The sequence below is a fragment of the Methylobacter sp. genome (genome assembly GCF_036845245.1).
GTDB lineage: Bacteria > Pseudomonadota > Gammaproteobacteria > Methylococcales > Methylomonadaceae > Methylobacter_A.
In genome coordinates, this window is record NZ_DAIUEH010000021.1 from 1 (window position 1) to 25,480 (window position 25,480).

Annotated in this window: 24 protein-coding genes; 13 read left to right on the forward strand and 11 right to left on the reverse strand. The window is 52.0% G+C overall.

Annotation, left to right across the window (positions count from 1 at the left end):
• Window positions 1-713 precede the first annotated feature (713 nt).
• The 12 genes from V7051_RS10670 to V7051_RS10725 all read left to right on the forward strand — a co-directional run bounded on the left by V7051_RS10670 (window position 714) and on the right by V7051_RS10725 (window position 10,930).
• The gene (locus tag V7051_RS10670; RefSeq protein ID WP_333874945.1) at window positions 714-2,162 is read left to right on the forward strand and encodes a hypothetical protein; all 1,449 of its coding nucleotides are present in this window, start codon (window positions 714-716) and stop codon (window positions 2,160-2,162) included.
• A gap of 15 nt (window positions 2,163-2,177) precedes the next feature.
• The gene (locus V7051_RS10675) at window positions 2,178-2,819 is read left to right on the forward strand and encodes a hypothetical protein (protein ID WP_334181141.1); all 642 of its coding nucleotides are present in this window, start codon (window positions 2,178-2,180) and stop codon (window positions 2,817-2,819) included.
• 238 nt (window positions 2,820-3,057) lie between these two features.
• Window positions 3,058-3,396, forward strand: coding sequence for a hypothetical protein (locus V7051_RS10680; RefSeq protein ID WP_333875011.1), 339 nt, complete (start codon window positions 3,058-3,060; stop codon window positions 3,394-3,396).
• Complete coding sequence (locus V7051_RS10685) at window positions 3,383-4,078, forward strand: ferritin-like domain-containing protein (RefSeq protein WP_333874947.1); 696 nt, start codon at window positions 3,383-3,385, stop codon at window positions 4,076-4,078. Before V7051_RS10680 ends, V7051_RS10685 begins: the two co-directional genes overlap by 14 nt.
• Window position 4,079: 1 nt before the next feature.
• Window positions 4,080-4,424, forward strand: coding sequence for a hypothetical protein (locus V7051_RS10690; RefSeq protein ID WP_333874948.1), 345 nt, complete (start codon window positions 4,080-4,082; stop codon window positions 4,422-4,424).
• Window positions 4,421-4,750 (forward strand): hypothetical protein, encoded by a 330-nt coding sequence (locus V7051_RS10695; protein WP_333874949.1) that lies wholly within the window; start codon window positions 4,421-4,423, stop codon window positions 4,748-4,750. Before V7051_RS10690 ends, V7051_RS10695 begins: the two co-directional genes overlap by 4 nt.
• A complete protein-coding gene (locus V7051_RS10700; protein WP_333874950.1) occupies window positions 4,743-5,165 on the forward strand; it encodes a hypothetical protein in 423 nt (140 codons plus the stop codon). The genes V7051_RS10695 and V7051_RS10700 overlap by 8 nt, the downstream gene beginning before the upstream one ends.
• Window positions 5,165-7,312 (forward strand): heavy metal translocating P-type ATPase, encoded by a 2,148-nt coding sequence (locus V7051_RS10705; RefSeq protein ID WP_333874951.1) that lies wholly within the window; start codon window positions 5,165-5,167, stop codon window positions 7,310-7,312. Before V7051_RS10700 ends, V7051_RS10705 begins: the two co-directional genes overlap by 1 nt.
• Window positions 7,309-7,554, forward strand: coding sequence for a FeoA family protein (locus tag V7051_RS10710; RefSeq protein WP_333874952.1), 246 nt, complete (start codon window positions 7,309-7,311; stop codon window positions 7,552-7,554). The genes V7051_RS10705 and V7051_RS10710 overlap by 4 nt, the downstream gene beginning before the upstream one ends.
• 210 nt (window positions 7,555-7,764) lie before the next feature.
• On the forward strand, window positions 7,765-10,062 hold the full coding sequence (gene feoB / locus V7051_RS10715; RefSeq protein ID WP_333874953.1) for a Fe(2+) transporter permease subunit FeoB: 2,298 nt from the start codon (window positions 7,765-7,767) through the stop codon (window positions 10,060-10,062).
• 28 nt (window positions 10,063-10,090) lie between these two features.
• On the forward strand, window positions 10,091-10,342 hold the full coding sequence (locus V7051_RS10720; protein WP_333874954.1) for a FeoC-like transcriptional regulator: 252 nt from the start codon (window positions 10,091-10,093) through the stop codon (window positions 10,340-10,342).
• A 15-nt stretch (window positions 10,343-10,357) separates the two neighbouring features.
• Window positions 10,358-10,930 carry a hypothetical protein gene (locus V7051_RS10725; protein WP_334181142.1) on the forward strand — a complete coding sequence of 191 codons (573 nt, stop codon included), beginning with the start codon at window positions 10,358-10,360 and terminating at the stop codon, window positions 10,928-10,930.
• Window positions 10,931-11,269: 339 nt separating this feature from the next.
• On the opposite strand, the gene katG is transcribed toward V7051_RS10725, so the two are convergent.
• Complete coding sequence (gene katG, locus V7051_RS10730; protein ID WP_333874956.1) at window positions 11,270-13,495, reverse strand: catalase/peroxidase HPI; 2,226 nt, start codon at window positions 13,493-13,495, stop codon at window positions 11,270-11,272.
• Between the two features lie 728 nt (window positions 13,496-14,223).
• On the opposite strand from katG, the gene V7051_RS10735 reads away from it, so the two are divergent.
• Window positions 14,224-14,511, forward strand: a complete 288-nt coding sequence (locus tag V7051_RS10735; protein WP_333874957.1) for an encapsulin-associated ferritin-like protein — start codon at window positions 14,224-14,226, stop codon at window positions 14,509-14,511.
• A 129-nt stretch (window positions 14,512-14,640) separates the two neighbouring features.
• On the opposite strand, the gene V7051_RS10740 is transcribed toward V7051_RS10735, so the two are convergent.
• From V7051_RS10740 to V7051_RS10785, 10 genes are all read right to left on the reverse strand, one after another.
• Window positions 14,641-15,069, reverse strand: a complete 429-nt coding sequence (locus V7051_RS10740; protein ID WP_333874958.1) for an HMA2 domain-containing protein — start codon at window positions 15,067-15,069, stop codon at window positions 14,641-14,643.
• A 542-nt stretch (window positions 15,070-15,611) separates the two neighbouring features.
• The gene (locus V7051_RS10745; protein ID WP_333874959.1) at window positions 15,612-16,157 is read right to left on the reverse strand and encodes a flavodoxin; all 546 of its coding nucleotides are present in this window, start codon (window positions 16,155-16,157) and stop codon (window positions 15,612-15,614) included.
• Between the two features lie 141 nt (window positions 16,158-16,298).
• Window positions 16,299-16,523: a DUF6686 family protein gene (locus V7051_RS10750; protein WP_333874960.1), complete on the reverse strand. Its 225-nt coding sequence runs from the start codon at window positions 16,521-16,523 to the stop codon at window positions 16,299-16,301.
• Window positions 16,524-17,055: 532 nt separating this feature from the next.
• Complete coding sequence (locus V7051_RS10755) at window positions 17,056-17,274, reverse strand: transposase (protein ID WP_333874961.1); 219 nt, start codon at window positions 17,272-17,274, stop codon at window positions 17,056-17,058.
• A 237-nt stretch (window positions 17,275-17,511) separates the two neighbouring features.
• On the reverse strand, window positions 17,512-17,688 hold the full coding sequence (locus V7051_RS10760) for a hypothetical protein (protein WP_333874962.1): 177 nt from the start codon (window positions 17,686-17,688) through the stop codon (window positions 17,512-17,514).
• A complete protein-coding gene (locus tag V7051_RS10765) occupies window positions 17,685-18,851 on the reverse strand; it encodes a PepSY-associated TM helix domain-containing protein (protein WP_333874963.1) in 1,167 nt (388 codons plus the stop codon). Before V7051_RS10765 ends, V7051_RS10760 begins: the two co-directional genes overlap by 4 nt.
• Before the next feature lie 16 nt (window positions 18,852-18,867).
• Window positions 18,868-21,279, reverse strand: a complete 2,412-nt coding sequence (locus V7051_RS10770; RefSeq protein WP_333874964.1) for a GNAT family N-acetyltransferase — start codon at window positions 21,277-21,279, stop codon at window positions 18,868-18,870.
• 38 nt (window positions 21,280-21,317) lie between these two features.
• Window positions 21,318-22,502, reverse strand: coding sequence for an MFS transporter (locus V7051_RS10775; RefSeq protein WP_333874965.1), 1,185 nt, complete (start codon window positions 22,500-22,502; stop codon window positions 21,318-21,320).
• Window positions 22,503-22,504: 2 nt separating this feature from the next.
• Complete coding sequence (locus V7051_RS10780; protein ID WP_333874966.1) at window positions 22,505-23,833, reverse strand: lysine N(6)-hydroxylase/L-ornithine N(5)-oxygenase family protein; 1,329 nt, start codon at window positions 23,831-23,833, stop codon at window positions 22,505-22,507.
• On the reverse strand, window positions 23,826-25,433 hold the full coding sequence (locus tag V7051_RS10785; RefSeq protein ID WP_333874967.1) for a pyridoxal phosphate-dependent decarboxylase family protein: 1,608 nt from the start codon (window positions 25,431-25,433) through the stop codon (window positions 23,826-23,828). Before V7051_RS10785 ends, V7051_RS10780 begins: the two co-directional genes overlap by 8 nt.
• Window positions 25,434-25,480 lie beyond the last annotated feature (47 nt).

Here is a 25,480-nt window from a genome sequence, read left to right on the forward strand (position 1 = left end):
AGGATTGTTCGTGGGTAATTGGGCATAAGGTGTCATGACGATCCGTATTTTCAGAAGTATGGCTGTTATTTTAACCCCATAAAGAGAGGTGCCATATCGATTATTTAGGAAAGATGTCTATTGTTGATGAAATTGAAGTGTCTAATTTTTACAATAAAATCAATCAGTATCATCTAATAGTCTTTAAGCACAATATCCACCATGCATGACCAATTTCGATAAGGCGATAGAACTGTCTCAAATCCAAATACCCCTTATTTTGTTTTTGTAAAGGAAGCAATAGCACAGTTCAACCCCTAGCAAGGCTGATATTTCAGACTTTTGCTTATCAGGAACATCAAAATAATTCTTTAAGTCTGTCCTTAATTCAAAGTTCGAGAACCAATAAACACTTTCTATGTCAAGGCGCACAGTGTGTACGAGCAGTAACGTAAAGTAACTGAGCCCTGATAAAAATACCCATAAAAAAAACAACAAAATAACTTGCCATATTAAATGGTAATGATTATCATTCGTTTCGTAGGGTAGAGTAACTTCACACTTCTTTCAGCGAATACGGCATATATCTGGGGGGGCTTATGTTTCGACAGCAATCCACTCTTGAAAGGGGGGAATCAATTCAATTGCTCCCGACAACGTGTCTCTTGAAAGCGCAGTTTCTCAACAGTTATCGCTATTCTTTAAATATGGCAATTTAAAGCCAGGATATTCTGATGATACGAAAAAACGGCCTGCTTTCTATATTTTTTCTCGGCTTGGCGACACAATCAGTCGCTTACGGTTCTGATGTCGAGGACGAGCATATTCGACAGATTGTTCAAAGTTTGCTGAAGGAAAAAGACCGGAAGATCGAGCAGCTAGAAGCGCGCATCCAGCAATTGGAAGGGGAGCAGCATAACAGCACAGCCGTGCAAAATCAGAATCCTGCATCTCATGCTGCAACGGTAATGCCGGAGCCGGCAAAAACCGCGTTAACTGGTAAGATCGAGCCTGCGGTCAGCAGCAAGTTGCAGGATTTGGACAAAAAAATCGACGCGCTCAAAGAAGCGGCTTCGGACAGTGGCCTGGAAGTCAGTAGTTTTTTCGATGTCAACGCCAAAACCGGTAATTCCACCGATCAAACTTTCAGTGTCGGTTCTGTGGAATTGGATCTGGATTATGTATACGACGAACATTTCGGCGCCAGCTCGGCACTGGTGCTGTGCGGCAACTCGTCTAATGCCGATTACTCCGCCCCGGTCGCCATCACCTGCGGTAACAGCGGGCCGGGCGGGCTGAGCGGCGGCAGTACAGCCGCCGGCATTGCCGTTGCGCTGATCGATTACCATTTGTTTAACGATCGCATCCCGCCCCGTGGCCGGATTTTTAATAATCAGGGACTCCATATCCAGGCAGGCCGTTTCGACTTGCCGTTCGGCACTGATTACCAAAACTTTGCCAATAAGGATCGCATTACTGTCACTGCACCGCTTACCACATCCAGAATGCAGCTGGGCGGATATAACGGCGATGGCGTGCGTTCGTACGGCGCATGGGGACTGTTCAACTACTCGGTATTCTGGACCGACGCAATGTACGCCGACGACGGGCATGCGATCGGCGGCCGGTTGGGCATGGCGTTGGGACAGAGAGCTTATAGCGTTCATAACCCTAATCAGGATGGCATAGAATTCGGCGTATCCCATCTCAGCGAGCTGGATGGCGGCAACCACATTAGAAACACCGTTTACGGCGCCGATTTAAGCATCGGTTACGGCATGCTGCGTTTGCAGAATGAAGTCATGCTATTACAGGCCCACCAAGGTTTGACGGTGGCTGCAGAAAGTAACCCGGTTCTCGACGATTTCGGCAACCCTATCGGCAAAGTCCATCAACTCGGCTACCACGCTACACTGATCGCCAACCTGGAAAACGTCGTAAAGCACCCGATATTGGCGTTTGCCCGGTTCAGCCGTTGGCAGCCGAAGCAGGATTTCGGGCTCGATTTTGATGGTAGCCGGGTTGCTATCGGGGACATATCAATGCTGAGCGTCGGCTTCAACTACAAGTTCAACGATCACCTGCGCCTGAAATTCGAATATAACAATTCACTGGGCACGTCGATAGCGGAGCAATACTTCGACAAAAAACTGGCTATCGGCCAAATGGTTATCGCTTTCTAACGGATGGTACGAAAAATGACGGCGCTATTTTTTAATTTCCGGTTTTTCATCATCGCTAATGCGCAGCGCCCATGCCCCAATGTACGCGGCGTAGCGTATCGGAAAACAGCGTGCTTTACCCAGTATCCGTTTCTAATGAGCAAACGCTTACTTAAATCCTTAGTGACCGCCTCCTGCTTGATGCTGCTATTGTTTGCTCTGACAGCGTACAGTGCGGAGGATAACCCGCACATCGTTACCCAACAGACTAGCCAGTCAGGTTGCACCGACTGCCATATCAATACGCCGGAACTGAAAAATACCGGCATCCTGAATACCAATAATTTTCCGGTCGACCTTAGCCGGTTTAAACAGGATGGCGTGGCAATGTGTTCATCCTGCCACTCACACAAACATATCCACAAAAATGTTGCCGAGAAAGTCGATTTTCCGGTGCCGGTCGACATGCCCTTGAGCCAGAACCACGAACATATCTGTCTGACCTGCCATTACAGCCACGGCAGATTGGACAGCGACCAGCCGCAGGCAAATGTCAGTTTCATGGATCGCCTGTTCGATACTGAGCGTTTGCATAAAAGTTATTTACTCCGCCGCGACAATAGTGACGGAGGACTGTGTTTAATCTGCCACAGCTCTGATGAAGGTCCGGAACAATGAACGATTTTTACTTACCATTATGGGGCCGGATCATTGGTGGCCTGGAATTCAGTGCATACAACCTTTGTAAGCGTGTGACGCGGAGTTTTGCACCTATCCCAAAAAGCCTAAATGAATCTATCGTTATAGAGCTTCACTTAGACAGTAAGCGAATCGCAAGCCAAGTGCCGCGTCAAAGGAGGGTTTCGACGTTCGCCATAGCGTCCGGCTTTTTTCTTTTTCATGGAAGGGCAGCGTGATGTTCGCGTTTGAAGAACTGCGCGACAACCTTGCCTATGTCCGCATAGCCCATCATATCCGCGGCCGCATTCGGCTGAAGCTCGAAGCCAAGTTAGCGGTGGATGCGCTACCGGGCAGGCAGATACGGCAATTCCAAGCCATTCTCGATCGCACCCCGGGATTTCATTCGGCAAGGGTCAATTTTTTAGCACGCTCATGCGTCGTGGAATATGATCCGATAGCCATTCCGGAGCAAGCCTGGAGCGATTTTCTTAGCGGTACGGATTCTCCCGCCGCAAGCCTGCTCGAACAAATCCTGCGCGACACCTATCAGGAGATTATCAATGCAAAATTATGACGAACCCATCCTGCGGATGCGCAGGACTGACCTAACCGCACCTTTTCCGATAGTGCACCAAGCGGTGCGTATTGCCGTTTATGACAAATACGCCGCCCGCAGCTTTTATGCCGCAGTCGTCGAAGCCTTCGGCCAACGCCCGCCATTTGTCAATATTTTACGCTCGGAGGAGCAACATATCGCCGCGCTTTCAAGGCTGTGCGAGCGTTTGGGCATCCCTCGTCCGATGGACCCGTTTCTGCACGAAACTCAGATTGCAGCCACTTGGCTTGCCAATTGTGAGCGCGGTGTCGCCGGAGAAATCGCCAATATACGGCTTTATCAAATTCTGCTCACCCAAGTGGTAGAACCTGAAGTGCGGCACGTATTTCAAAATCTGCAAGCGGCATCCCTGGAAAATCATCTGCCCGCCTTTCGCGAGGCAGTGCTGGATGCAATGGCGCAGGAGCGTTATCACGCGGCCCAAGGCATCCCGCCGCAACAAGCTTATGTGCGGCACGGCCCCCTGTCCGATTTGATGGAAAAAGCATTGGTGCAGTTAGGCACTCATGCCGGACCGCTCGGTATTTTCAGTCCCCTTCTGCGTCACACCCACCCCGCGATGCTGGCCGGCATGGCGGTAGGTGGGGCAGGAGTTTATTTGTTGAAACACAAGACCGGTCGAAATAAACAGGAGAACTGACATGTCACATTTTATCCGCTTTGCTGCCGGTGTCATCACCGGCATAGCCGCCATGCAACTGATCAAGAGTAAATCAACCAAGACCGCTCTGGAAAACGCTCAAGGTCGGTTGCGCGATGCCGCTAGTGGCATCAACACAAGCCCTTTCACCGACAAACTGGAAAAAGCTCAGGAAGTGTTGCGTGATGCAACGGTCTCAAGCCTACAGGCTATTGAAAACGCTTCGGCGCGGGCACGTGCACAACTTGCTTCCGATTCAGCGGAGATAACTGAAGAGTCGCATAGCGTAATCGAACCGGCCGCCGAGACTCAGGAGAAAATTGGCGGAAGTGAGGAAGCATCATGAAATATCCACACCAATTCTATGTACCGGTCAGCATGACAACGCCGAGCGAAAGCAGTTTCACCAAAGGTTTTGTCGCTTCAGCCTGCCTGTCAGCGTTTCAGGAGGTTGCTGACCCGGTTTCCACGGCCAATCTCAAACGGGTGCTGCGTCATAGCCTGCAAGGAGGAACAGCGCTTGCCGCCGGTACCCACGCTTCAATGGCGCTTCGCTGTTGCGACTTTTCAGGCGCATTATTTGCTGCCGCAACGGGTGCCGTCGGTGTGCTGCTTATCGAAAACCTGCTGCGCGATGCAGCGCAACCTCAAGAGGAAAAACATCATGAGTAAAAAGCATAAAAAACATTTTAACAGGAACGGCTATGGCTATACTGCTCCGCCTCCCTACGGCACTTGGCAGCACAATGGCTTTGGCCCCGAAGCAGGCATGCCCGGTAACGAATATCCCGGCATGGGCTCAGGCTATGGCGCTCCCGGCTATGGCCCGGCCGGTGTCAATCCCAATACCGACTTTTTGCAAGGTATGTCCGGCTATCTGCCTACACGCCATACGGATCAGTTCCTGATGGGGCTGATGCTGGGCGCCGGAGCCGCCTGGATACTGAGCGACGAGGAATTGCGCGGTAAACTGATCAAGGCCGGCATGAAGTTCTATTCAGGCGTCGCCGGCGGCTTTGAAGAAATCAAGGAGCAAATGGCCGATATTAGGGCCGAGGTCGCTACGGAACGTCACGGAGACGAATAATGGCCGGCACCTGGTTCTCCCAACTGGTGCCGGTACACAAGACGCGCGCACGGGTGCGTTTCCGTTATCGTTGCCGATTGGGTACGTCCTTTGATCCGCGCCAGATTTTGCGTGCAGTCGAGGCGCATAAGGGAGTGCTAAAGGTGGAAGTCAATCCGGTCATCTGTTCGCTGGTGATCGAGTTCGAGCGTGGTATCACCGATGCAGATACGTTAAGCTCATCCATTCTCAAGCTCCCCCCTCCCGACATGGCGCTGCCCGCCGGCATGCATCACACGAGTGATGCTGCGCGCTTGGGCGCGGTAGCGATGAGCGCCGCCACATTGATGGCAAGCCGTAGCCTGCAACCAACCCTCCAGATGCCGGTAGCTTTCGCTACCGCCGTACCTCTACTTGGCGAAGCTGTCGATGATTTCCTGGAAAAGGGGATTACCTCGCATGTCCTGGAAGCCATGGCAGTGGCGATTTCAATTGGCCGACACGACTACATGGCGGCTAACACGACCTCTTTCCTGCTGGCCTTGGGGGAATATCTCGAACATTCTATCGAACGCCGTTCGGATGATTTGCTGAAACACCTGCTGCAACCGGCCGGCGACGAAGTGTGGGTCGAGCGCGACGGCGTTGAAGCCTTGATCGAAGCGGGTGCCGTACAGGTTGGGGACACGGTGATTGCCGCTACCGGTACCGTTATTCCGGTGGACGGCACAGTACTCGGCGGCGAAGCCCTGGTCAACGAAGCGACGATGACCGGTGAAAGCGTGCCAGTGGTGCGGGGCCGTGGCGACAGAGCGCTCTCGGGCACCTTGGTGGAAGAAGGGCGGCTGCGCATCTATGCCGAGCAGGTGGGACGTCAGGCCGCCGCCTCGCGCATTGCCGATTTTGTCGAACAATCTCTCACTATCAAGAGCGAAACCCAACTTGAAGCTTCGCGCCTGGCCGACCGAACGGTACCGATGGTGCTCGGCCTGGCTTGTGCGACTTGGCTGGCATCACGGGATGGCAAGCGGGTGGCAGCCGTATTGCAGGCAGACTATTCCTGCGCCCTGAAGCTGGCGACGCCGGTAGCTTTCAAGGCGGCAATGTACCAAGCCGGACATTCCAATATTTTGATCAAAGGCGCGAACGCGCTCGAACGTCTGGCCAAGGCCGACACCTTTGTTTTCGATAAAACAGGCACCTTGACCAAGGGCGCTCTGATGGTGACCGATTCGATCTCCTTCGGCAGCGACTACACACCGGAAGACCTGATCAATCTGGCTGCGTCGGTGGAGGAGCATTATGTCCATCCCATCGCCCACGCGGTGGTGGAAGCGGCCCACCATCTTGACCGCCAACACCATTTCAACCATCAGGCGGTGGAGTTTGTGGTCGCCCACGGCGTGGCGAGTGTGATCGACGGGCGGCGCATTGTGGTCGGTTCGCGCCATTTCATTGAGGATGACGAAGGCATTTCCGTCGCCGCCCATGTCCCGGTGATTGAGCGCTTGCAGGAAGACGGGAAAACCTTGCTGTATATCGGTTTCGGCGGTGAATTGGTGGGCGTGTTGGCCCTGACCGATACGGTACGCGACAACAGCGCCGCTACCGTGGCGCGCCTGCGTGAGCTGGGCGTCAAGCGCATCCTGATGTTGACCGGCGATAATCACGAGCGGGCTCGCGCCTTGGCGGAAGAGCTTGGGCTCGACGAATTCCGGGCCGGTCTGTTGCCCAACGAAAAAGCCCAAGTGTTGCAGGAACTTGCGGCCCAAGGCGCAAATATCGCCTTTGTCGGCGATGGCGTCAATGACGCCCCGGCGCTGAGCGGCGCCCTGGTCGGTATCGCGATGCATTGCGGCTCGGACATTGCCCGTCTGGCCTCCGACATCACGCTGCTTGAAGACGACATCGGCCGCATTGCCGACGCCCTGGCTTTGGCCCTGGACACCCGTAGCCTGATCGACAGCAATTTCAAGCTCACCGTAGGCCTCAACACCGGTATTCTGTCGGCCGCCGCTTTCGGCCTGTTGACCCCGGTAACCGCTTCGATGCTGCACAACGGCAGCACCATCGCCATCCTGCTGCGCGCATTGATCGGAGCCGGCCTGCCGCAACCCGCCAGACCGAAACGCGCAGCTTCACGCAGGTTGGACGGAAAGTCCGCATGAACGCAACGTCCGGCTCCCGCGCATTTCCGCTCTCGATGGCCGGTGAGAACGCCGCCGTTCGTGTGGTAGCCATTCTGGGCGGGGCAGGGCTGGCGCGTCGGGTCTCGGAGATGGGACTTAACGTCGGCTGTGAACTCATTGTGCTCCAGCGTCAAAACGCCGGGTTGGTGGTGATGCGCGGCGAGACGCGTTTTGCGCTCGGCGACGGCATTGCCCACAAGATCATGGTTTGCGAGATTTAAACCCGAGGAGATAAAACATGATGGCGAAAGAACTTAATGTTAGAGACCGGGCAAAAGCCGCCGGTTTTTTCGGCGGCGGCAAGTCCTACCGCCGTAAATCGCTTTCGATGGGTCCGCTAAACTCAGCATGAGAATGGGCGGTTGCATCCGCGGCTTTATTCTGTTCATGCGCAAAGACGAAGCCGGTGCTCCGTCAATGGAGAAACTGTAATGAAGACGAACTATACGATTGCCCTGGTCGGCAACCCCAACTGCGGCAAGACCACGCTGTTCAATGCCCTGACCGGGTCGCGCCAGCGGGTCGGCAATTGGCCGGGGGTAACGGTCGAGAAGAAAAGCGGCGAATATCGCCTGGATGCGTTGCATTTCGAAGTGGTGGATTTGCCGGGCACTTATTCGTTGGATGTGGTGGATCAGGAGATTTCGCTCGACGAAAAGGTCGCCCGCGATTACGTCCACGGCAACGAGGCCGATCTCGTCATCAACATTGTCGATGCGGCCAACCTTGAACGTAATCTCTACCTTACCAGCCAGCTCGCCGAAATGCGCGTGCCGCTGCTGGTGGCGCTCAATATGGTGGACGTGGCTAAAACCAAAGGCATCAAAGTGGATGCCCAAGTCCTGGCCCAGCGTCTGGGCTGTCCGGTCATTCCTGTCGTTGCTTCGGAAGGCGAGGGCATTGATGCGCTCAAGACGGCTATCAGTAGGGATATGACCGAGCCCCATCCCGCCAGCGCGGAGGTCCGCTATGAAGAGGCGCTGGAGCGGATTATCTCCGTTTTGGCCCCGCAACTGGCCGATATCGCCCAACAAAACAGAATTCCCTCACGCTGGCTGGCCGTGCGCCTGCTTGAGGGCGACGACTGGGCTCGACGTACCGCAGGCGGCGAGCTGAGCCGGAAAGTCGATGAACTCGCGCAGGATCTCGGCGACGATCTGGATATCATGATCGCGGACGCCCGCTACGGCCTTGCCAACCGTATCGCCGGCGATGCCGTCTCCGTCAGCGGACGTATCAACCGGGATCTGACCAATCGTATCGATCGGGTGGTGATGAACCGGGCTTTGGGCATTCCTATCTTCCTGCTGATGATGTACCTGATGTTCATGTTCACGATTAATATCGGCGGCGCTTTCATCGACTTTTTCGAGCAATTCAGCGGCGTCCTGTTGGTGGACGGTTTCGGCGAATGGTTAAGCCGTATCGGCACGCCGGCATGGCTCACTCTGTTGCTGGCCAAGGGCGTCGGTGGGGGATGTCAGGTGGTGGCGACCTTCATTCCGGTCATCGGTTTCCTGTTCCTGTTCCTGTCGGTGCTGGAAGATTCCGGGTACATGGCGCGGGCGGCTTTCGTCATGGATCGCTTCATGCGCTGGGTCGGGCTTCCGGGCAAGTCCTTCGTGCCGTTGATTGTCGGCTTCGGCTGCAACGTACCGGCGATTATGGCCACGCGCACGCTGGAGCATCGCCGCGACCGCCTAATGACGATCGCGATGGCTCCTTTCATGTCTTGCGGCGCGCGCCTGCCGGTGTACGTGCTGTTCGCCGCCGCTTTCTTCCCGGCAGGCGCGCAGAACGTGGTGTTCGGCCTCTACCTGATCGGCATCGCGGTAGCGGTATTAACCGGGCTGGTGCTCAAGAACACCCTGCTCAGGGGCGAGGCCACCCCTTTTATCATGGAACTGCCGCCCTACCACTTGCCCACGCTGAAGGGCATACTGATCCATACCTGGGACCGGTTAAAAGGTTTCATTATCCGCGCCGGCCGGGTCATCGTGCCGATGGTTTTGGTGCTGAATGTTTTGAACGCGGTAGGTACCGACGGCAGCTACGGCAATGAAAACAGCAACAATTCAGTGCTGGCCGCAGTAGGCCGCAGCATCGTCCCGGTTTTCTCGCCGATGGGACTGAACGAAGATAACTGGCCGGCCGCTGTGGGCATTTTTACAGGAGTGCTGGCCAAGGAAGCCGTCGTCGGCACGCTTAATGCCGCGTATTCTGCGCTTGCCGAGAGCGGCGGCGCTAAGAAGGAACCGTTCAATCTGAGCGCAGGACTCACTGCCGCTTTCGCCACCATTCCCGTCAATCTCGCCGATGCGCTCGGCGCTTGGGCCGACCCTCTCGGCCTGGACGTGGGTGACGTCAGCGACCAAGCGGCAGTTGCCGAGAAACAGGAAATCTCCACCGGTACCTTCGGTGCGATGGCGAGCCGCTTTGACGGTGCAGCCGGTGCCTTCGCCTACCTGTTGTTTATTTTGCTGTACTTCCCTTGTACCGCGGCTATCGCCGCGGTCTATCAGGAATCGGGTACGCGCTGGACGATCTTTGTCGCGGTCTGGACTACCGGGCTTGGCTACGGGATCGCTACACTGTACTATCAGGCCGCGACTTGGGCTAATCACCCCGACTCCTCGTCGGTCTGGATCGGCGCAGTAGTGACCGGCTTCGCGCTGGTGTTGTACTCGCTACGGCTTATAGGCCGGCGCGAGGCTGCCGGTTTGGCGTAGCGGTCGTAATAAAGCTGAGGGTAAGGGAATGATTTTATCGAATGTCAGTCATTATCTGCGTCAACATCGACGCGCCAGCCTGGACGACATAGCCCAAGGTACCGGCAGCACGCCGGAGGCCATTGCAGCCATGCTTGCGACCCTGGAACGCAAAGGCCGAGTACAGCGCCTGCCTATTGGGTCTTCCTGCGGAGCCTCTTGTTGCAAATGCGATCCGGCCAAGCTCGCAATCTACGAATGGACCGGAGAGAACCGATCCGGCGATAAAGGCGATAAATAAGTGTCGCAACGGTCTATGAAGTCCTTGCCATTATTGCTGATCGGCATTCATCGAGAGGAATTGGCCTTCGGTTTGGCAGTGGCTGAAGGACTGGATCCAACTCAAGTGGCTGTTTTGACCATACCGGAGGGAATTTCGGGACAACGTCCGCAGGCGGATCAACAGTTCCGCTACGAAACCCTGCATCGCGCTCTGTATCTGCAACTGCTGCCCCATGTGCTGGACCATTATCAATTATTGATCGATCTCCATACCGGTTTCGATCCACTCGGTCCCAGCGCAGACCTTATCTGTGCCGATGCCGCATTGCGCGCCCGTTTGGAGGTCGCTATCAGGGATAACACCGGGACGGCTAAGCGGAATATTCGAGTGATTTCGCTCGGGACCGGGGCTACCTCCATCTATGCTCGCACCGTTATTCCCCGGCAGATATGGGGAAATCCCGCGTTCAATTATGTCGGGATGGAAATTTATCTGCCCGAACCGGTAGAAGGTCAGGAAGTCGCACAGAAGCTTGCCCGGGAATTGGTCGGGATCACCGCAAACTGCGCAGCCATTGACCGGCATCAGTACAGCAGAGAACGGTGATATGCTCCCGGGGGCAGACAACGAAAATGCCGCCGGTGACAGCGTGCAAGCGTTTGGCCGGTAGCTCTGCAAGAGCAATGGGAGACGACAGTCTCCTTAATACTTCGCGTGGGCACGAAAAGCGTGTGCCTCCCTACCGGGGCTGAACGCTCACCATTAATCAAACCGCCGATGAAATACAGTACGATTTTGATATCCTTGACCAATAACCCGCTCAAGCTTGAAGGTTAACTTGATTGTTGACGCCAGTCCATTGATTGGACTGGTATTGGTTGATGGTTTAGTCTGGCATCCAACTTGACTTGATTACGGTCAAGTTGGGTACCTTGCAAGCTAAAGTCAGAGTTTGTCAAAGCGGTCCAAGTTCATCACCTTACTCCAAGCATTAACAAAGTCCTGCACAAACTTCTCTTTGGAGTCATCCGATGCATACACCTCTGCAATTGCACGCAACTCGGAGTTGGAGCCGAAGATCAGGTCGACTGGCGTAGCCGTCCATTTGACTTGGTCGGTTGTCCGGTCATGCCCCTCATAAACGCCCTCGGATGAAGATGATTTGGACCACTTAGTGGACATATCAAGCAGGTTAACGAAGAAGTCATTGCTTAATGTACCGGGTCGGCTGGTGAATACGCCGTGCTGGGAGTGCCCGGCGTTTGCATCCAGCGTTCGCATGCCACCGACCAGAACCGTCATTTCGGGCACGCTCAAGGTCAGGTAGTTCGCACGCTCGACTAGCATTTCCGCAGGCGAGCGAGCATTATCCTTACCGAAGTAATTGCGGAAACCATCCACTTTTGGCTCCAAGACCGCGAAAGACTTGGCATCGGTTTGTTCCTGCGATGCATCCATACGGCCCGGCTTGAAGGGCACCTGTACCTTGTAACCGGCTTTCTTGACGGCTTCCTCCACGGCCGCGGAGCCGCCCAGCACGACCACGTCGGCGAGCGACACTTTCTTACCGCCTTTCAGTGAGCGGTTAAAGTCGTTCTGGATATTTTCCAGGCTAGTTAACACCTTGGTCAGTTCGGCAGGATCGTTGACTTCCCAATCCTTCTGCGGGACCAGGCGAATGCGTGCGCCGTTTGCACCGCCACGCATGTCGGTACCGCGGAACGTCGCTGAGGAAGCCCATGCTGTCCTGACCAGTTCGGGAACCGTCAAGCCCGAGGCCAGGATAGTCGACTTCAGTTTGGCAATATCCTTGATATCGATCAGCTTGTGATCGACCTTGGGGATAGGGTCCTGCCAGACAAAGTCATCGGCAGGCACCTCGGCACCGACGTAGCGTGCCTTGGGCCCCATGTCGCGGTGAGTCAGCTTGAACCACGCCTTGGCGAAAGCAAGCTCGAACTCTTTGGGGTTATCAAGAAACCGTTTTGAGATTTTTTGATACTCGGGATCCATTTTCAAGGCCAGATCCGTGGTAAACATGATCGGCGCATGACGCTTATTCGGGTCGTGCGCGTCCGGTACAAAGTTATCGCCTTTGCCGTCCTTGGGTATCCATTGAGTCGCACCGGCCGGGCTCTTGGTTGTTACCCATTCAAACGAATACAGCCAGGTCAGGTAATCATGCGTCCAACGCGTCGGATTGGTTGACCAGGCGCCTTCCAGTCCGCTGCTGACGGTATCGGCACCATGGCCGCTGCCGCATTTGTTTGCCCAGCCCAAGCCTTGCGCTTCAATGTCAGCCGCAGCCGGTTCTTTTCCAACACACTCGGACGGATTGTGAGCGCCGTGTGCCTTGCCGAAGGTATGCCCGCCCGCGATGAGTGCTACCGTCTCTTCGTCATTCATCGCCATGCGGCCGAACGCCTCACGTATATCCTTGGCGGCCAATAAAGGATCAGGGTTGCCGCCGGGTCCTTCCGGATTGACATAGATCAGCCCCATTTGCACGGCGGCCAAAGGCTTTGCCAAATCACCCTTGGCGTCGTGACGCTCATCGGCGAGAAATTTCTTTTCCGTACCCCAGTCGACTACCTCGGCTTCCCAGTCGTCTGTGCGCCCGCCCGCAAAACCTAAAGTCTTAAACCCCATATCCTCCAAAGCGACGTTACCAGCCAGCACCATCAGATCGGCCCATGAAAGCTTGCTGCCATATTTCTGCTTGACCGGCCACAACAGGCGCCGTGCTTTGTCCAGGTTGACGTTATCGGGCCAGCTGTTGAGCGGCTCAAACCGTTGCTGACCACCGGAGGCACCGCCGCGTCCGTCAAATATGCGGTACACGCCGGCGCTATGCCAGGCCATGCGAATGAAAAACGGTCCGTAATTGCCGTAGTCTGCCGGCCACCAAGGTTGGGATGTTTTTAGTAAGATTGCAATGTCCTTTTTTACCGCTTTGAGGTCTAGCGTTCTAAATTGTTCGGCATAGTTGAACGCTTTGCCCATCGGGTTAGACTCAATCGAGTTCTGGCGAAGCGGCTTCAGATCCAACTGATCAGGCCACCAAAAACTGTTCATTGTCGGTTGCGTCTCGGCGAGAACCGGATTGACCATCAACGCTGAAGATACTGCAACTGCTAACGCAGAAACCCGGAATGTTTGTTTAATTTTCATAAAGCACCTATGCTCATTGTTGGGGGGTGAAGCGAAAAGCATGCCGGAGAATTTTCAGATTGGATGCCACCGATGAATAGAACCAGTGATTTGTCAAAACCTGGCTCTTTGCGGGAGATCAAGCGATTCAGACACCGAAATCGATCAAAACGGCACTGCCGATTTTTGTTTTTATGGAATATCTTCTCAATAAGTAACGAACCTATGGATTTCGACTCTGATAAGTGATAGTTTCGGCAAACGCATGCAACCGGATAACGCATTTATTTTGAAATTGATTTCATCGATAGAGCCATAGTAAGCGTAGGGTGGGCAGGCGGTTTTGCCCGCCGTTTACATTATTGTCGGGTTTGTTTCGGGTGGGCACGAGTGTGAGCTCGATTTCAGAACAAGTATGTTGCTTCATAATAAATTGGTTTTAAATTATATTTTTGAAGTGTTTGTCTTAAGCTCGACTTAAAACATGCGTTCGATTACGCTAATCGGACCTACGCGAGCTGGTGTTGTGTTTAGTGTACCACACTCGGCAACTGCTTAAAATCATTGGGTTTGTAATCGTAGGATGGGCAGGCGGTTTTTCCCGCCGTTTACATTATCGGGTTAATTCCGCGTGGGTACGAAAAGCATGTACCCATTATCGAGCTTACGAACGTCGCGGCGTCAAACTGGAGCCCGGCAAGCATTGAACAACAGATACTTAAACAGACATATCCTTTGGAGGAAAAACGATGGCAGGCGATAGTTACCAAGAACCCATTCATGAACTGAGCGATGAAACCCGCGACATGCACCGAGCGCTGATCTCGCTCAGAGAAGAACTGGAAGCGGTGGATTTTTATAACCAGCGCGTCGATGCCTGCAAGAACCCTGAGTTAAGGGCCATTCTGGCGCATAACCGCGATGAGGAAAAAGAACATGCGGCAATGATACTTGAATGGATTCGGCGCCAAGATCCAAGCTTCGAGCACGAACTGAGAGATTATCTGTTTACCGATAAAACTATTGCTCACGGTTAGAATAGCTCGGCAGAATCAAGGTAAGGATGTTTATATACCTGAACCGGCAGAAGAGCAGGAAGTCGTGTGGGAGCTTGCCCGTAAGCTGGTGGGGAGCAACCGCAAACGGTGCCGGCTATTGTGACCGGTTCAGCGCAACAGGGAACGGTGGTGTGTGCTCAAATGCACGCCAAGACAGGCAACGAAAATTCCGCCGGTGACAGCATGCAAGCGCTTTTGGCCGGTAGCCGCAAGCGCAAGGGAGGTGGCCAGGCTACCCAGCATGCCGGCTTTGGCATAGCGATTGACGCGCATTTTGACCGAACGATCGACAGCAGGGAGGGGTGTAGCAAGCGCGTTATCAACGGCCGCATCGACTGCCGCTTCCATCATCTCCGCGTCTGACTGCGCTGCATCAAAATACAAGATAATGCTGCCTGCACCCGGATTGGACTGGAGTGAGGTAATTCCTTCGATCTGTATCAGCTCAGCTTCAAGTTGGTTCAGTCGCCTCTGATTTCGCAGCACCCTGTCGCGGATGCGGATGCGTCCCGGTAGCGAAGAAACAATTCTACTCATTCTTACCTAACCAACTTCAAAATAAATTGAGAATTTACGATCTTGCAGCCAAAGCAAGGTCGGTCAAATGGGATTCATAGATGTATATCAGAACTCCGGATGAGAATTATACCCATTTGTAGATATTTAGCTAACCATGAAAGACAAGGACGCTCCTTGTCAAACCGGCGAATGGGACAGTCTCGTATCCCACCGAGCGTAAAGACGGATAAATCCGCATCTCATCAGTGTTAAAACCATGAATTTGTGCTTACACAACCGGTAAAAAAATAAGCGGACACCCATGCTAATTGGTGTCCGCTCTGCAAAGCATCCCTGCTGCAATAGTGAGCTCTTTTACCCATCAACCTGAGGCTTTTGCCAGAGGTTCATGAAATCCTATAGGATGCTCCGATCAATCCATATCGGTTATTACATCACTTAAACATCCTTGCCATTCCGGCCGCTGCCGACCTCCTGTATTTCCGCATCCGTTATGTAATCGGCTGCGGAAAAAATTTATTAGACGATTCGTACACCGTATAAAAATGTCTTTATACAGATTACGCTACATTTTTTATCACGGAAAAATGAATACCTAGATTGACAAACTCCGCAGATAACTGATTAATCCAGATACTGACTCGTTCAGCGGTTAGTTCCGGCTGTTGATCTTCATCCAGCGCCAAGCCATAAAAATAGTTTTCTTCAATAAGGCTCTGCGATTGTTCAAAGTGGTAGCCGAACGTCGGCCACTTACCTACTAAAATGGCTCCACACGCTAACGCTTTCCTGGCAAGCGTACCCATCGCATCGACAAAATAACGGCCCCAATTTTCCTGATCACCTAAGCCAAAAACAGCGACAATCCGTTGATTTAAGCAAGTTGTGTTCATTTTCTTAACCATGAGTTCCCAATCCGATTGTAATTGCCCGTCATACCAAGTCGGTACGCCAAAAATAAATACGTCGTATTGGGAGAAAATTGTGCTATCGATTGCATACACGTCATATAAATCGACAATATCTTGACCCAATCCCGATTGAATTAAATAGGCAACACGCTCCGTATTGCCGGTATCTGATCCATAAATGACGGCTATTTTCATAATTTTTTCCTTTACACAAAATGGGTTACGACGTTCGGGTATATAGAGTGCTGACCAAGAATTGCTGGGAGAGCAGTCTTTGTCATTAACTAGTTACATCTCGATCAGCACTCTATATACCCGGAGATTTGTAGACATTGATTACTTAACAATCATTAAGTGTTTTAGCTTGGTTTTTTTTGATTGAGCCATTATTTTTCCGGTTGCTTCATTTAAAGTACTGGTTAAGCCAATGAAGGATTCCACACTGAATTGCAACGACAAATTTTGCAGGTGTAAATGTACCTTTCCGCATTCCCGGCAAATTAACACCTGACCAAACTCTGTTGCCGCCAAGTATTCATGTGTACAGGTTTTTTTATTCATATCGTTTATTTTTTAAATGGTTGAGACGATGTTGTACCTGTTGGTAGCAGGGTAATACAGGGATTTCGCAGAGCCTCATTTTGAATATCAACATATTCAATAGTCATTATTAATGGCCTCTTGCTGATCTTTTTCAGACATAATAATTCTCCTTGGATCTGAGATTTTTCTTTTGCGTTAATTTCACAGTGGATAGGAGTAGTTTCCAGACTGTTTTTTTCGAATCAATATCCAGACACTTAAAATCCACCGCATGAATACATTCGTTTTCAATGAGTGATGCCAAGGTATTTGCGGAAATTGCTATGCGTACCAGGTTATTTTTCATAGTGAAAACAGGTCAAATTATTTCGTTTAAATGATAATCATTCTTATTTGATAAGTCAATACTTGTTGATCTTCACAGCAGATGCTTAAAAAACCGATTGAGTGGGTATTCGCACTGTTGATTAAATGACGTTTTATAATTTATGTCTTAGGTTCTGTTGACGATTCATCTGAGCCATAAAAGTACCGAGGAAAATGACATCATCTATATGTAATTAATCGTCTTTTTCTCGTATCGAGTGGCAATTCTACGGTAGTGCTTGAGCTTGCCGAACATGCATTCGACCGCATGCCGCTCTTTATAATGCCAATAATCGCACTCAATTTCTTCTTTCCGATTCGATTTTGGCGGTATGACTGCTTTTATTACCCGACATTCCAACCACTCCCTCAACTCGTTTGTGTCGTAAGCCTTGTCCGCCAAAACGGCTGAGGCACTAACATTTTCCAGTTAGGCTATCGCTTGCTTACATTCAGCCGCCTGACCACCTGTCAGTATGCACTTAATCGGCATGCCCAAGCCATCACAGAGGGCGTGGATCTTACAGCCAAAACCGCCTTTGGAACGACCAACGCCTCATCATCGCTGGTGCCGTTTGCGGCCCCAGTCGCGCAGGCATGTGCTCTAATCACCGACCCATCTATTGAAACATCTTGTAAATTATGCAGACCGAACCAAGCACCAAAGGCCGGTCAGGGCAGGTACGGCAAGGGCAATCCAGGATACGACATCGCCGATACCATCAAAAAGCAGAGCCGCGACAAGACCGCAAGCGCTGATTAAGCCCAGCATGATCGGCACTGTCCAGATTTGTTTTCCGTTCAGTAATATTTTCATAGGGCATCGGCCTGTTTCGCGGAGTTAATCGGCAATGTAACATTCGCCGCATCCAGCCGGGTTTCGAACGGGATATTGCGCTTTTTCAGCCACAGGTATAAACCGCTGCCGAGCACCGCAATGCAAAGCCCATCGAGCAATGCCCAGATGATTTTCAGCGGCAGGCCGCCGTAATCGCCGAAATGCAGAGGCTTGGAAACCAGCAAAGCGGTGACATACCAAGGTAATTCGCGCATTTCAACCACTGATCCTGTTGCTGCGTCGAGCAATACCGGTTTGAGCAATTTGGAGGTTAGGGGAGAGTTACCCTGCATGAATGCGACGAAATGGCGTTTTCCGGCAAAGCTATTGCCGGGAAACGCGATAAAACTGAGCGACATGCCCGGCGCGGCCTTGAGCGCGGCATCCAGCGCATGTTGCACTGTGTCGACTTGCTGGATAGGCGGCATGTTCCGGTACGGGGCAATCATCTCGGCCAATTCGCCGGATTGCCATTGGCCGAATATCGGCGTTGCCAAGGTATTAACCACACCGGTAGCGCCGACAACAAAAAACCAGACCAGAGTAACGATACCGAGCAGGTTATGCAGGTCCAGCCACTTCAAGCGCGTCGATTGATTACGGCGCACGGTGCCGAATGCAAGTTTGCGCATGAAGGGCGCGTACAATACGACGCCGGACACTAATGACGCGGCCAACAGCAATCCCATGAAACCTAAAAACAGCGTCCCCGGCAGGCCCGCGAACATATCGACATGCAGCCTCAGCACGACATTCATGATGCCTTGATCCAGAGGATATTCATGCAGGTAGTCGCCGGTGCGGGCATCGAACGCATAGAATGCCGAGGGATGTTCCGCATCCACGGTCTCGGCCATCCGGACAAACCACAAATCAGGTTCGTCCGGTTCTCCGACGATAAACTGCACCGCATGACCGGGCTTGCGCAGTTTAGCCGCTGCGACGATAGCATCCAGGTTCGCCCGTTGCCCGGACTCAGCCATAGGCGGTGCAGCTATGCTATAGCCGAGCGCATGATCGATTTCGTCAGCGAAAATCAACGGCAATCCGGTCAGGCATAACAGCAGCATGAACAGGGTGCATATCAGGCTCGTCCATTTATGCACGCGATACCATAGTTTGATTGAACCGGCCGTCAGCATGAAGATTCAATCCCCGTCATAGGCAGACCTCTACGGTTTCAACACTGCCGGTTTGAATTTTGAAGGCCGCGATCGGATTCTTTAACGTACCGACAAATTTCAGGTTTTTAGACGGATCGGCCAGGTCCAGCATTTGCCGGTTATTGCCAAGCTGTAAGCGGTTCAGGCAAGAGCGGATAAATTCCGGTGCGAAAAGGTCGTGACGTTCGAATTTATCCGCCAACTCGGGGTGGGTGCGTTGATAGTCCAGTATGCAATCGGCAACCAAACGCCAAAACCGCTGTTCCGGGAAGTCGGCATGTTCAAGCAAAATGTGGGACATATAACGAAAAATCAAATCGAAACAGTCCGTGAAGATCGACAATATCTTCAACTCTTCCGGCACGAATACTGAAAGGCGCTGCACTTTCTCGGACAACACGATGTCCGTATTCATAATCGCGGCTTCCTCGGCGATGTCTTTCATAATGGCGCGTACCGGAATATTGTTCTCCAGTACCAGGATCAGGTTTTCGCCGTGCGGCATAAAGACCAGGTCGTAGGCATAGAAACAATGCAGCAGCGGACTCAAGTAGCCGTTTAAATAATGTTGCAACCAGGCTGTGGTAGTGATGCCGGACGATTTGATCAACTCGGGCAATAATGCCGTTCCCTGGGCATCGGTATGCAGCAAAGCGGCCATCGTCATCAGGCGTTGCCCCGGCTTTAATTGCGGCACCGGGCTTTCCCGCCATAACGCCGCCAGCATCTTTTTATAGGGACTGTCCTTGGCAGTGGCCATTTCAAAATAATGATTGCGATAGCCGATAGCGGCGACTTCGCGCAGTATGCTGAAACCTTTTTCGGCAAGATACGGATCGTGTTCAATCAGTCCGTTAATGCAATCGTTAATGGCCGGCGTCGTACTCATATAATAAGGCGAGAGCCCGCGCATAAATCCCATGTTGAGTATCGACAGCGCGGTTTTTACATAGCGTTTGTGCGGATGGCTGGTATTAAAGAAAGTGCGAATCGATTGTTGGGCGAGATACGCATCCTCGCTTTCTCCTAAGCAAACCAAGTGACGCGCGGCAATGTCGGGGGCAAAGATCAGGGCTAATTTGTTATACCATTGCCATGGATGTACCGGCATAAACCAATAGTCATCAGAATCCAAGCCTTGCCGTTCCAGAGTTTGGTTAAATTTTTCAAGGTTAGCCGCGCCCAGTTCCTGTTCCAGCAATTCGGCATAAGACAAATCATCGCTACAGCTAAAATCCGCTTTGCTTTTATGCGCCGCCAGCCAAATCAACTTAACCGGAGCGGCGGCTTCCGGTGCGTAGGCCCGATAGTCGGCCGCATCGAAACCGATACGGCCGTTATTGGCGAGGAAAGCGGGATGGCCTTCCATCATTGCCGTTTCTATCGTCTGAAAGTCGGCATGGATAAGCTCCTCGACATCAACTCCTTTCTTGCCATGTTTATAAGCGCTGCCGTAAAGCGTACTGGCGATTTCTTCCATATAAGTCGGCAGCATCGACGCGTCAATGCCCAAGGCTTCACTGATTTCCAGAATAAAAGCTAACGAATCAGGAGCCGCTTTATTGCCGTCGACGAATTTTTCAATGGAGTGTTTATCGATATACCAGTGTTCCAGGCTTAACAGTTGCGCACGAAAGCGATACTCGATACCCGGCTTGTCGGTTTTCAGCCGGTAGTATCCCCAATCGTCTTCGGAGAACTGAAGCTCGGGCTGTATGATTAATTCGTGCGCGAATTCACTGATGGCCTTACTCAGGTGCAAGGTATTCACCGTAGCCCATATATCGGGCTGTAAATGCGCAACAATTTGTGTGGGCGATGATTTCGACGATGCGGTTATTGCTTGATTGTTCAGTGCGGACAGGTATTGTTCCCGGGTGCAGAATGCCAAGTGCGCGGTTTTATGGGCCAATGTGATTATTTTTTGATATTCAAACCCGGCCCGTTCGTTCAGGATATGGATTTTTTCATTGTTAATGTCCGGTTCGACCACTATCCGTTGCACCTTCGGATCGCTGAACATGAAAGCCATGATCACGCTAAAAACCGACCCGGTGAAATTCGTTATCGGACGCTCGGCAGGCGCAATCAGGATATGCATGCCCCGGTCGCCGGATTGCCGTGCATAATGTTGGCTAAGCTCATGATGTTCGGGATCGTAACATTCGAGAACAAACGCCGGCTGATCATTGCAAAAGCCCAAATAAACCCTCGCCTGTTCGGAGATTTTGCGATATTCCGCTTCTACCTGTTCCACGGAATAGCCCAGCAATCCCCAATAGCTTGCGTATTCGCGGTTGACCCAATTATGTATCAACGCAATATCTTGCGGGATTTGCAAAGGGCGTAAACCGAAAGTGCCTATCGTCGGCACATATTTTTTGAAGATGAAAGATTCATTGCTCATGTTTTATTACTCATTGTTAAGGGTCATGCGGTGACGGTTCAGGATGCTTCGATAACGGCATGCATTGATTTGATCTTTGCTTTAAACAGCAAAGAGAACAACAAGGCGGTTAATGCCAAGCCCAGGGCGCCGGCGATAAAGGGAGTCGACAGGCCGTAAGCGGCCACTATCGAACCAGCGATAAATGATGCGACCAGCGCTCCCAGACTTTGAAAAAAATAGATCTTGCTGAAATCGGCGGCATAAGACGCGGGCGTACTGATCGCAAATAACAGTAAATCCAAATGCACGGTGGCGTGGAACAGCGCCCAGCCGAACACACAGCGGCCTAACAGCACCCATTCCTGCTGCCCGGAGGCTTGCAGCAAAAGCCCGGCCGCGCCTAATAAAGCCGCGCGAATAATCCTTTGCTTGCCGCCCATATTTTTATTGATGCACAAGGCCAGCAATGCCATGACGCCAGGTATCGCGAATACCAAGCCGGAAATAATCTCGCCGTTCCAGGCCGATATCGATTCCCAATAGCGCGAAAAAAAAGGCCGCACCAGATAAACGCTGAAATAAAACAGGAACATAATCAAGCCCAGTTTATAAACCGGCCACCCGGTTAAAACCGCTGTCTTATGCTCGGGCCGGTTTTGCGGATGCGCTGTTTGAACAGGAGCCGCCGCTTTGTCTTTGCCCAGCAAGAAGAAACACACGAACATCTGCAAAAAATCACCGGCGGACATCAGCAAAAATGCCAGCCTCGGTTCCAACAGTTGCAGCACGAATCCGCCTATCCCGGCGCCGAGTATCGCCACTAAATGCGCAATGACCGACAGCAGCCCAATAGTGCCGCCGTGCTTATCCTTATGCTCAAGGCTCATGACATAAGGGTAAATCAGCAAATAGCTGGCTTTGAAGATTTGCATCAATAAAGACAGCAACCAAAACTCCGACACTGAGCCCGCGCCGTAACAACCGATGCTTAAGATGCCTGCGGCAAATTGCGTATAAATCAGCAACCTGAGCACCGGCACCTGCTTGGCCGCGGCCGCCCAAACAGGAAATGCCAACATGACCGTAAAACAGACTGCGCTCAGGTAGAGGCCGATGTGTTGAGGATCGGTGACAGAAAATACCGCGGCAAAGAATTGCGGATAAAACGGAATCAACATCGAGTCGCTGACCACCGAAACCGCAATCATCGCAACCAGAAAAGATTTCAAATGCTTGTCCATGCTCAAATCTCTTCCAAGCCGAATGTGACTATCCGTTCTTCCGGTGCCGAGAACTGCTGAAAGGCAATGCTTTGCTCTATCGGGTAATGTTCTTTACCGGTGACGGTTTTGATAATGCAGGCATTGCGGTAACAGACCATGCCCAAATCCGGCGTAACAAAACCGTGCGTATGCAGCCCCACATTCTGTACAAAGATTTCGCCGCCGCTATGGTCGATACTGTAGTTTCTGTCGACAGCGAACCGGCCTTGCTGATCCCAATTAACACGGGAGGCAATACCTTCCATAAAATCCGGCAACTGATAGCGGTAACCCGTTGCCAGCACCAGGCCTTCGGAACGATGGCGATAGTCGACTTCTTGTTCGTCCTGAAGCAGTCCCAGTTCAAAATGCCCATCAAGCGCATTGAACGCGGCGGCCTTTAATTCCGAATTGGTCAACAAATTAACCCGGATATCATGGCTTAAACGTTTGACGTACATCAGGTCGTAAATATCGTTAATCAACGACCCGTTAATGCCTTTGTACAGATTTTTTTGAGCGGCGATTAAACGCTCTCTTTTGTCTGCGGGCAGCCGGTAAAAATAATCCACATATTCCGGCGAGGTCATCTCCAGCGTCAGTTTGCTGTATTCCAAAGGAAAGAACCGGGGAGAGCGGGTGATCCAGCTCAATTCGTAGCCGTAACTATCGATGTCTTGCAGCAGGTCGTAAAAAATTTCCGCCGCGCTTTGTCCGCCGCCCACCACCGTAATCGAGCTTTTGCTTTGCAGCGCTTTTTTATGCGGCAGATATTGCGATGAATGCACCGATTGATCGGCTATTTGCTCGCAACATCCGGGCGCATAAGGTACGGTCCCGGTACCCAATACCAGTTTTTTGGCATGATATTCCTTGATTTGTCCGGTTTTCGTACAACGCGACTGAATGACGTAACAGCCCGGGCTATCGCTGTAATCGACTTGCTCCACTTGCGTGTTGAACTCGATAGTATCGCCCAGCTTATTGACCGCCCATTGGCAGTATTGATTGTATTCGCTGCGCATCAGGAAGAAGTTTTCCCGGATGTAAAACGAATAAATCCGGCCTTGCTCTTTGATATAGTTTAAAAAACTGAACGGGCTGGTCGGGTCGGCCAAGGTCACCAAATCGGACAGGAACGGCGTTTGCAAATGGGCGTTTTGCAGCAAAATGCCCGAATGCCAGTCAAAGCCCGCGCTTTTGTCCAAAAACAGGCAATTCAATTGTTCGATAGGTTGCAGCAGACAAGCCAGGCTTAAATTAAACGGGCCGACACCGATGCCGATCAGGTCGTAAGTTGTTTTACGCATCGCAGGCCTCCTTGATAAAGTCCTGATTGGCGGCCTGATAAGCCGGTTGGGTTACGGTTGTGTCGGATGAGTTGAAGTAGTTCTGTCCATGATATTTGATCAGTTTGAGCACGGCCTGCATGTCTTGAATCGTCGTCAACGGGTTCAGTAAGGTGAATTTAAGGTATTGTTTGCCTTGCACTTTGGTGCCGGCTATCACCGCTTCGCCGGATCGGAACAGGGCTTTGCGGATATAGGCGTTGACCTTGTCGATGTCTTGCTCCGAATGCCGGCGCGACGGACGAAAGCGAAACACCAGCGTACTGAGCTGCGGCTGATGGATCGTTTCGATGTTTTGCTCCGACAGCAGCAGCAAATAAGTTTGTTTGGCTAAATGAATATTCAGGTCGAACGCGGCGCCGAGTTGGTCGGCGCCCATCGTCCGTAAGGTCAGCCAGAGTTTCAGTGCGTCGAAGCGTTTGGTGGTTTGCAGGCTTTTATTGACCAGGTTAGGCGTGCCTTCACTGACTTGACTGAGCGGGTTCAAGTATTCGGCATGGTGGGTGACCACGGCTAAATGCCGCTTGTCTTTGACCAGGAACGCGCTGCAACTGACGGGCTGCAAAAAAGATTTGTGATAATCGACGGTGACCGAATCCGCTAACTCAATACCGGCCAGCAAATGGCGAAATTTGGGCGATACCAGCAAACCGCAACCATAAGCGGCATCCACATGCAGCCACAATTGATGCAAACGGCAAAGCTCGGCGATTTCAGTCAAGGGGTCGATACTGCCGAAATCGGTGGTGCCTGCGGTCGCGACAACGGCCATCGGTATCAAGCCTTCTGCCAAGCATTGTTCGACGGCTTGTTGCAACGCTTGCACATCCATTTTGAAATAACGGTCGCAGGGTACCGATATCACCGAATCGTAGCCCAAACCCAGTATTGCCGCCGCTTTTTGCACACTAAAATGGCTCATCTGTGAGCTGAAAATGCGTAACTTACGAAAATCTTGCGCCAAGCCCTGGGTTTTGTTGTCGTTATGCGGCCATTTTTTGGCACAGAAACTGTCGCGCGCCAACAGCATCGCCATCAGGTTCGATTGCGTGCCGCCGCTGGTAAAAATACCGTCCGCTTGGGAACCCAGGCCGATTCTTTCAGTGGTCCAATCGATCAGCTTCTGTTCGATCAAGGTGCCGCCAGCACTTTGATCCCAAGTGTCTACTGAAGAATTGATCGAAGTCAGCAGCAGCTCGGCCAATATAGCGGGTATCACGACCGGGCAATTAAGATGGGCGACATACTGGGGATGATGAAAATAAATCGCATGATTGAGGTAGAGTTGTTCAATTTCAGCCAACGCATCGCTAAGCCGGTCGCAGGATTGATTCAAATCAATCGCTTTAAATTGAGCCGCCAGTTCATGCGGTAAAATACCGCTAAACGGTTTGACGGCCGCGGACATGCTTTTTTGTATCAGCTCAATGCCTGTCAGTAGGCTTTCTTTGTAGTGAGTCAGGTTTTTATCGTTGAAGATAAAGTCAGAAGTTTGAGAACGCTGCCGGTTTTTTTCCGCTGAAGTTTTTACCGCTTTCAGTATGAAGTTTTCGTTATTCATGTGCTTATCCTGTTCAAGAGTGGGATGAAGGATGCGCTATACCGGTA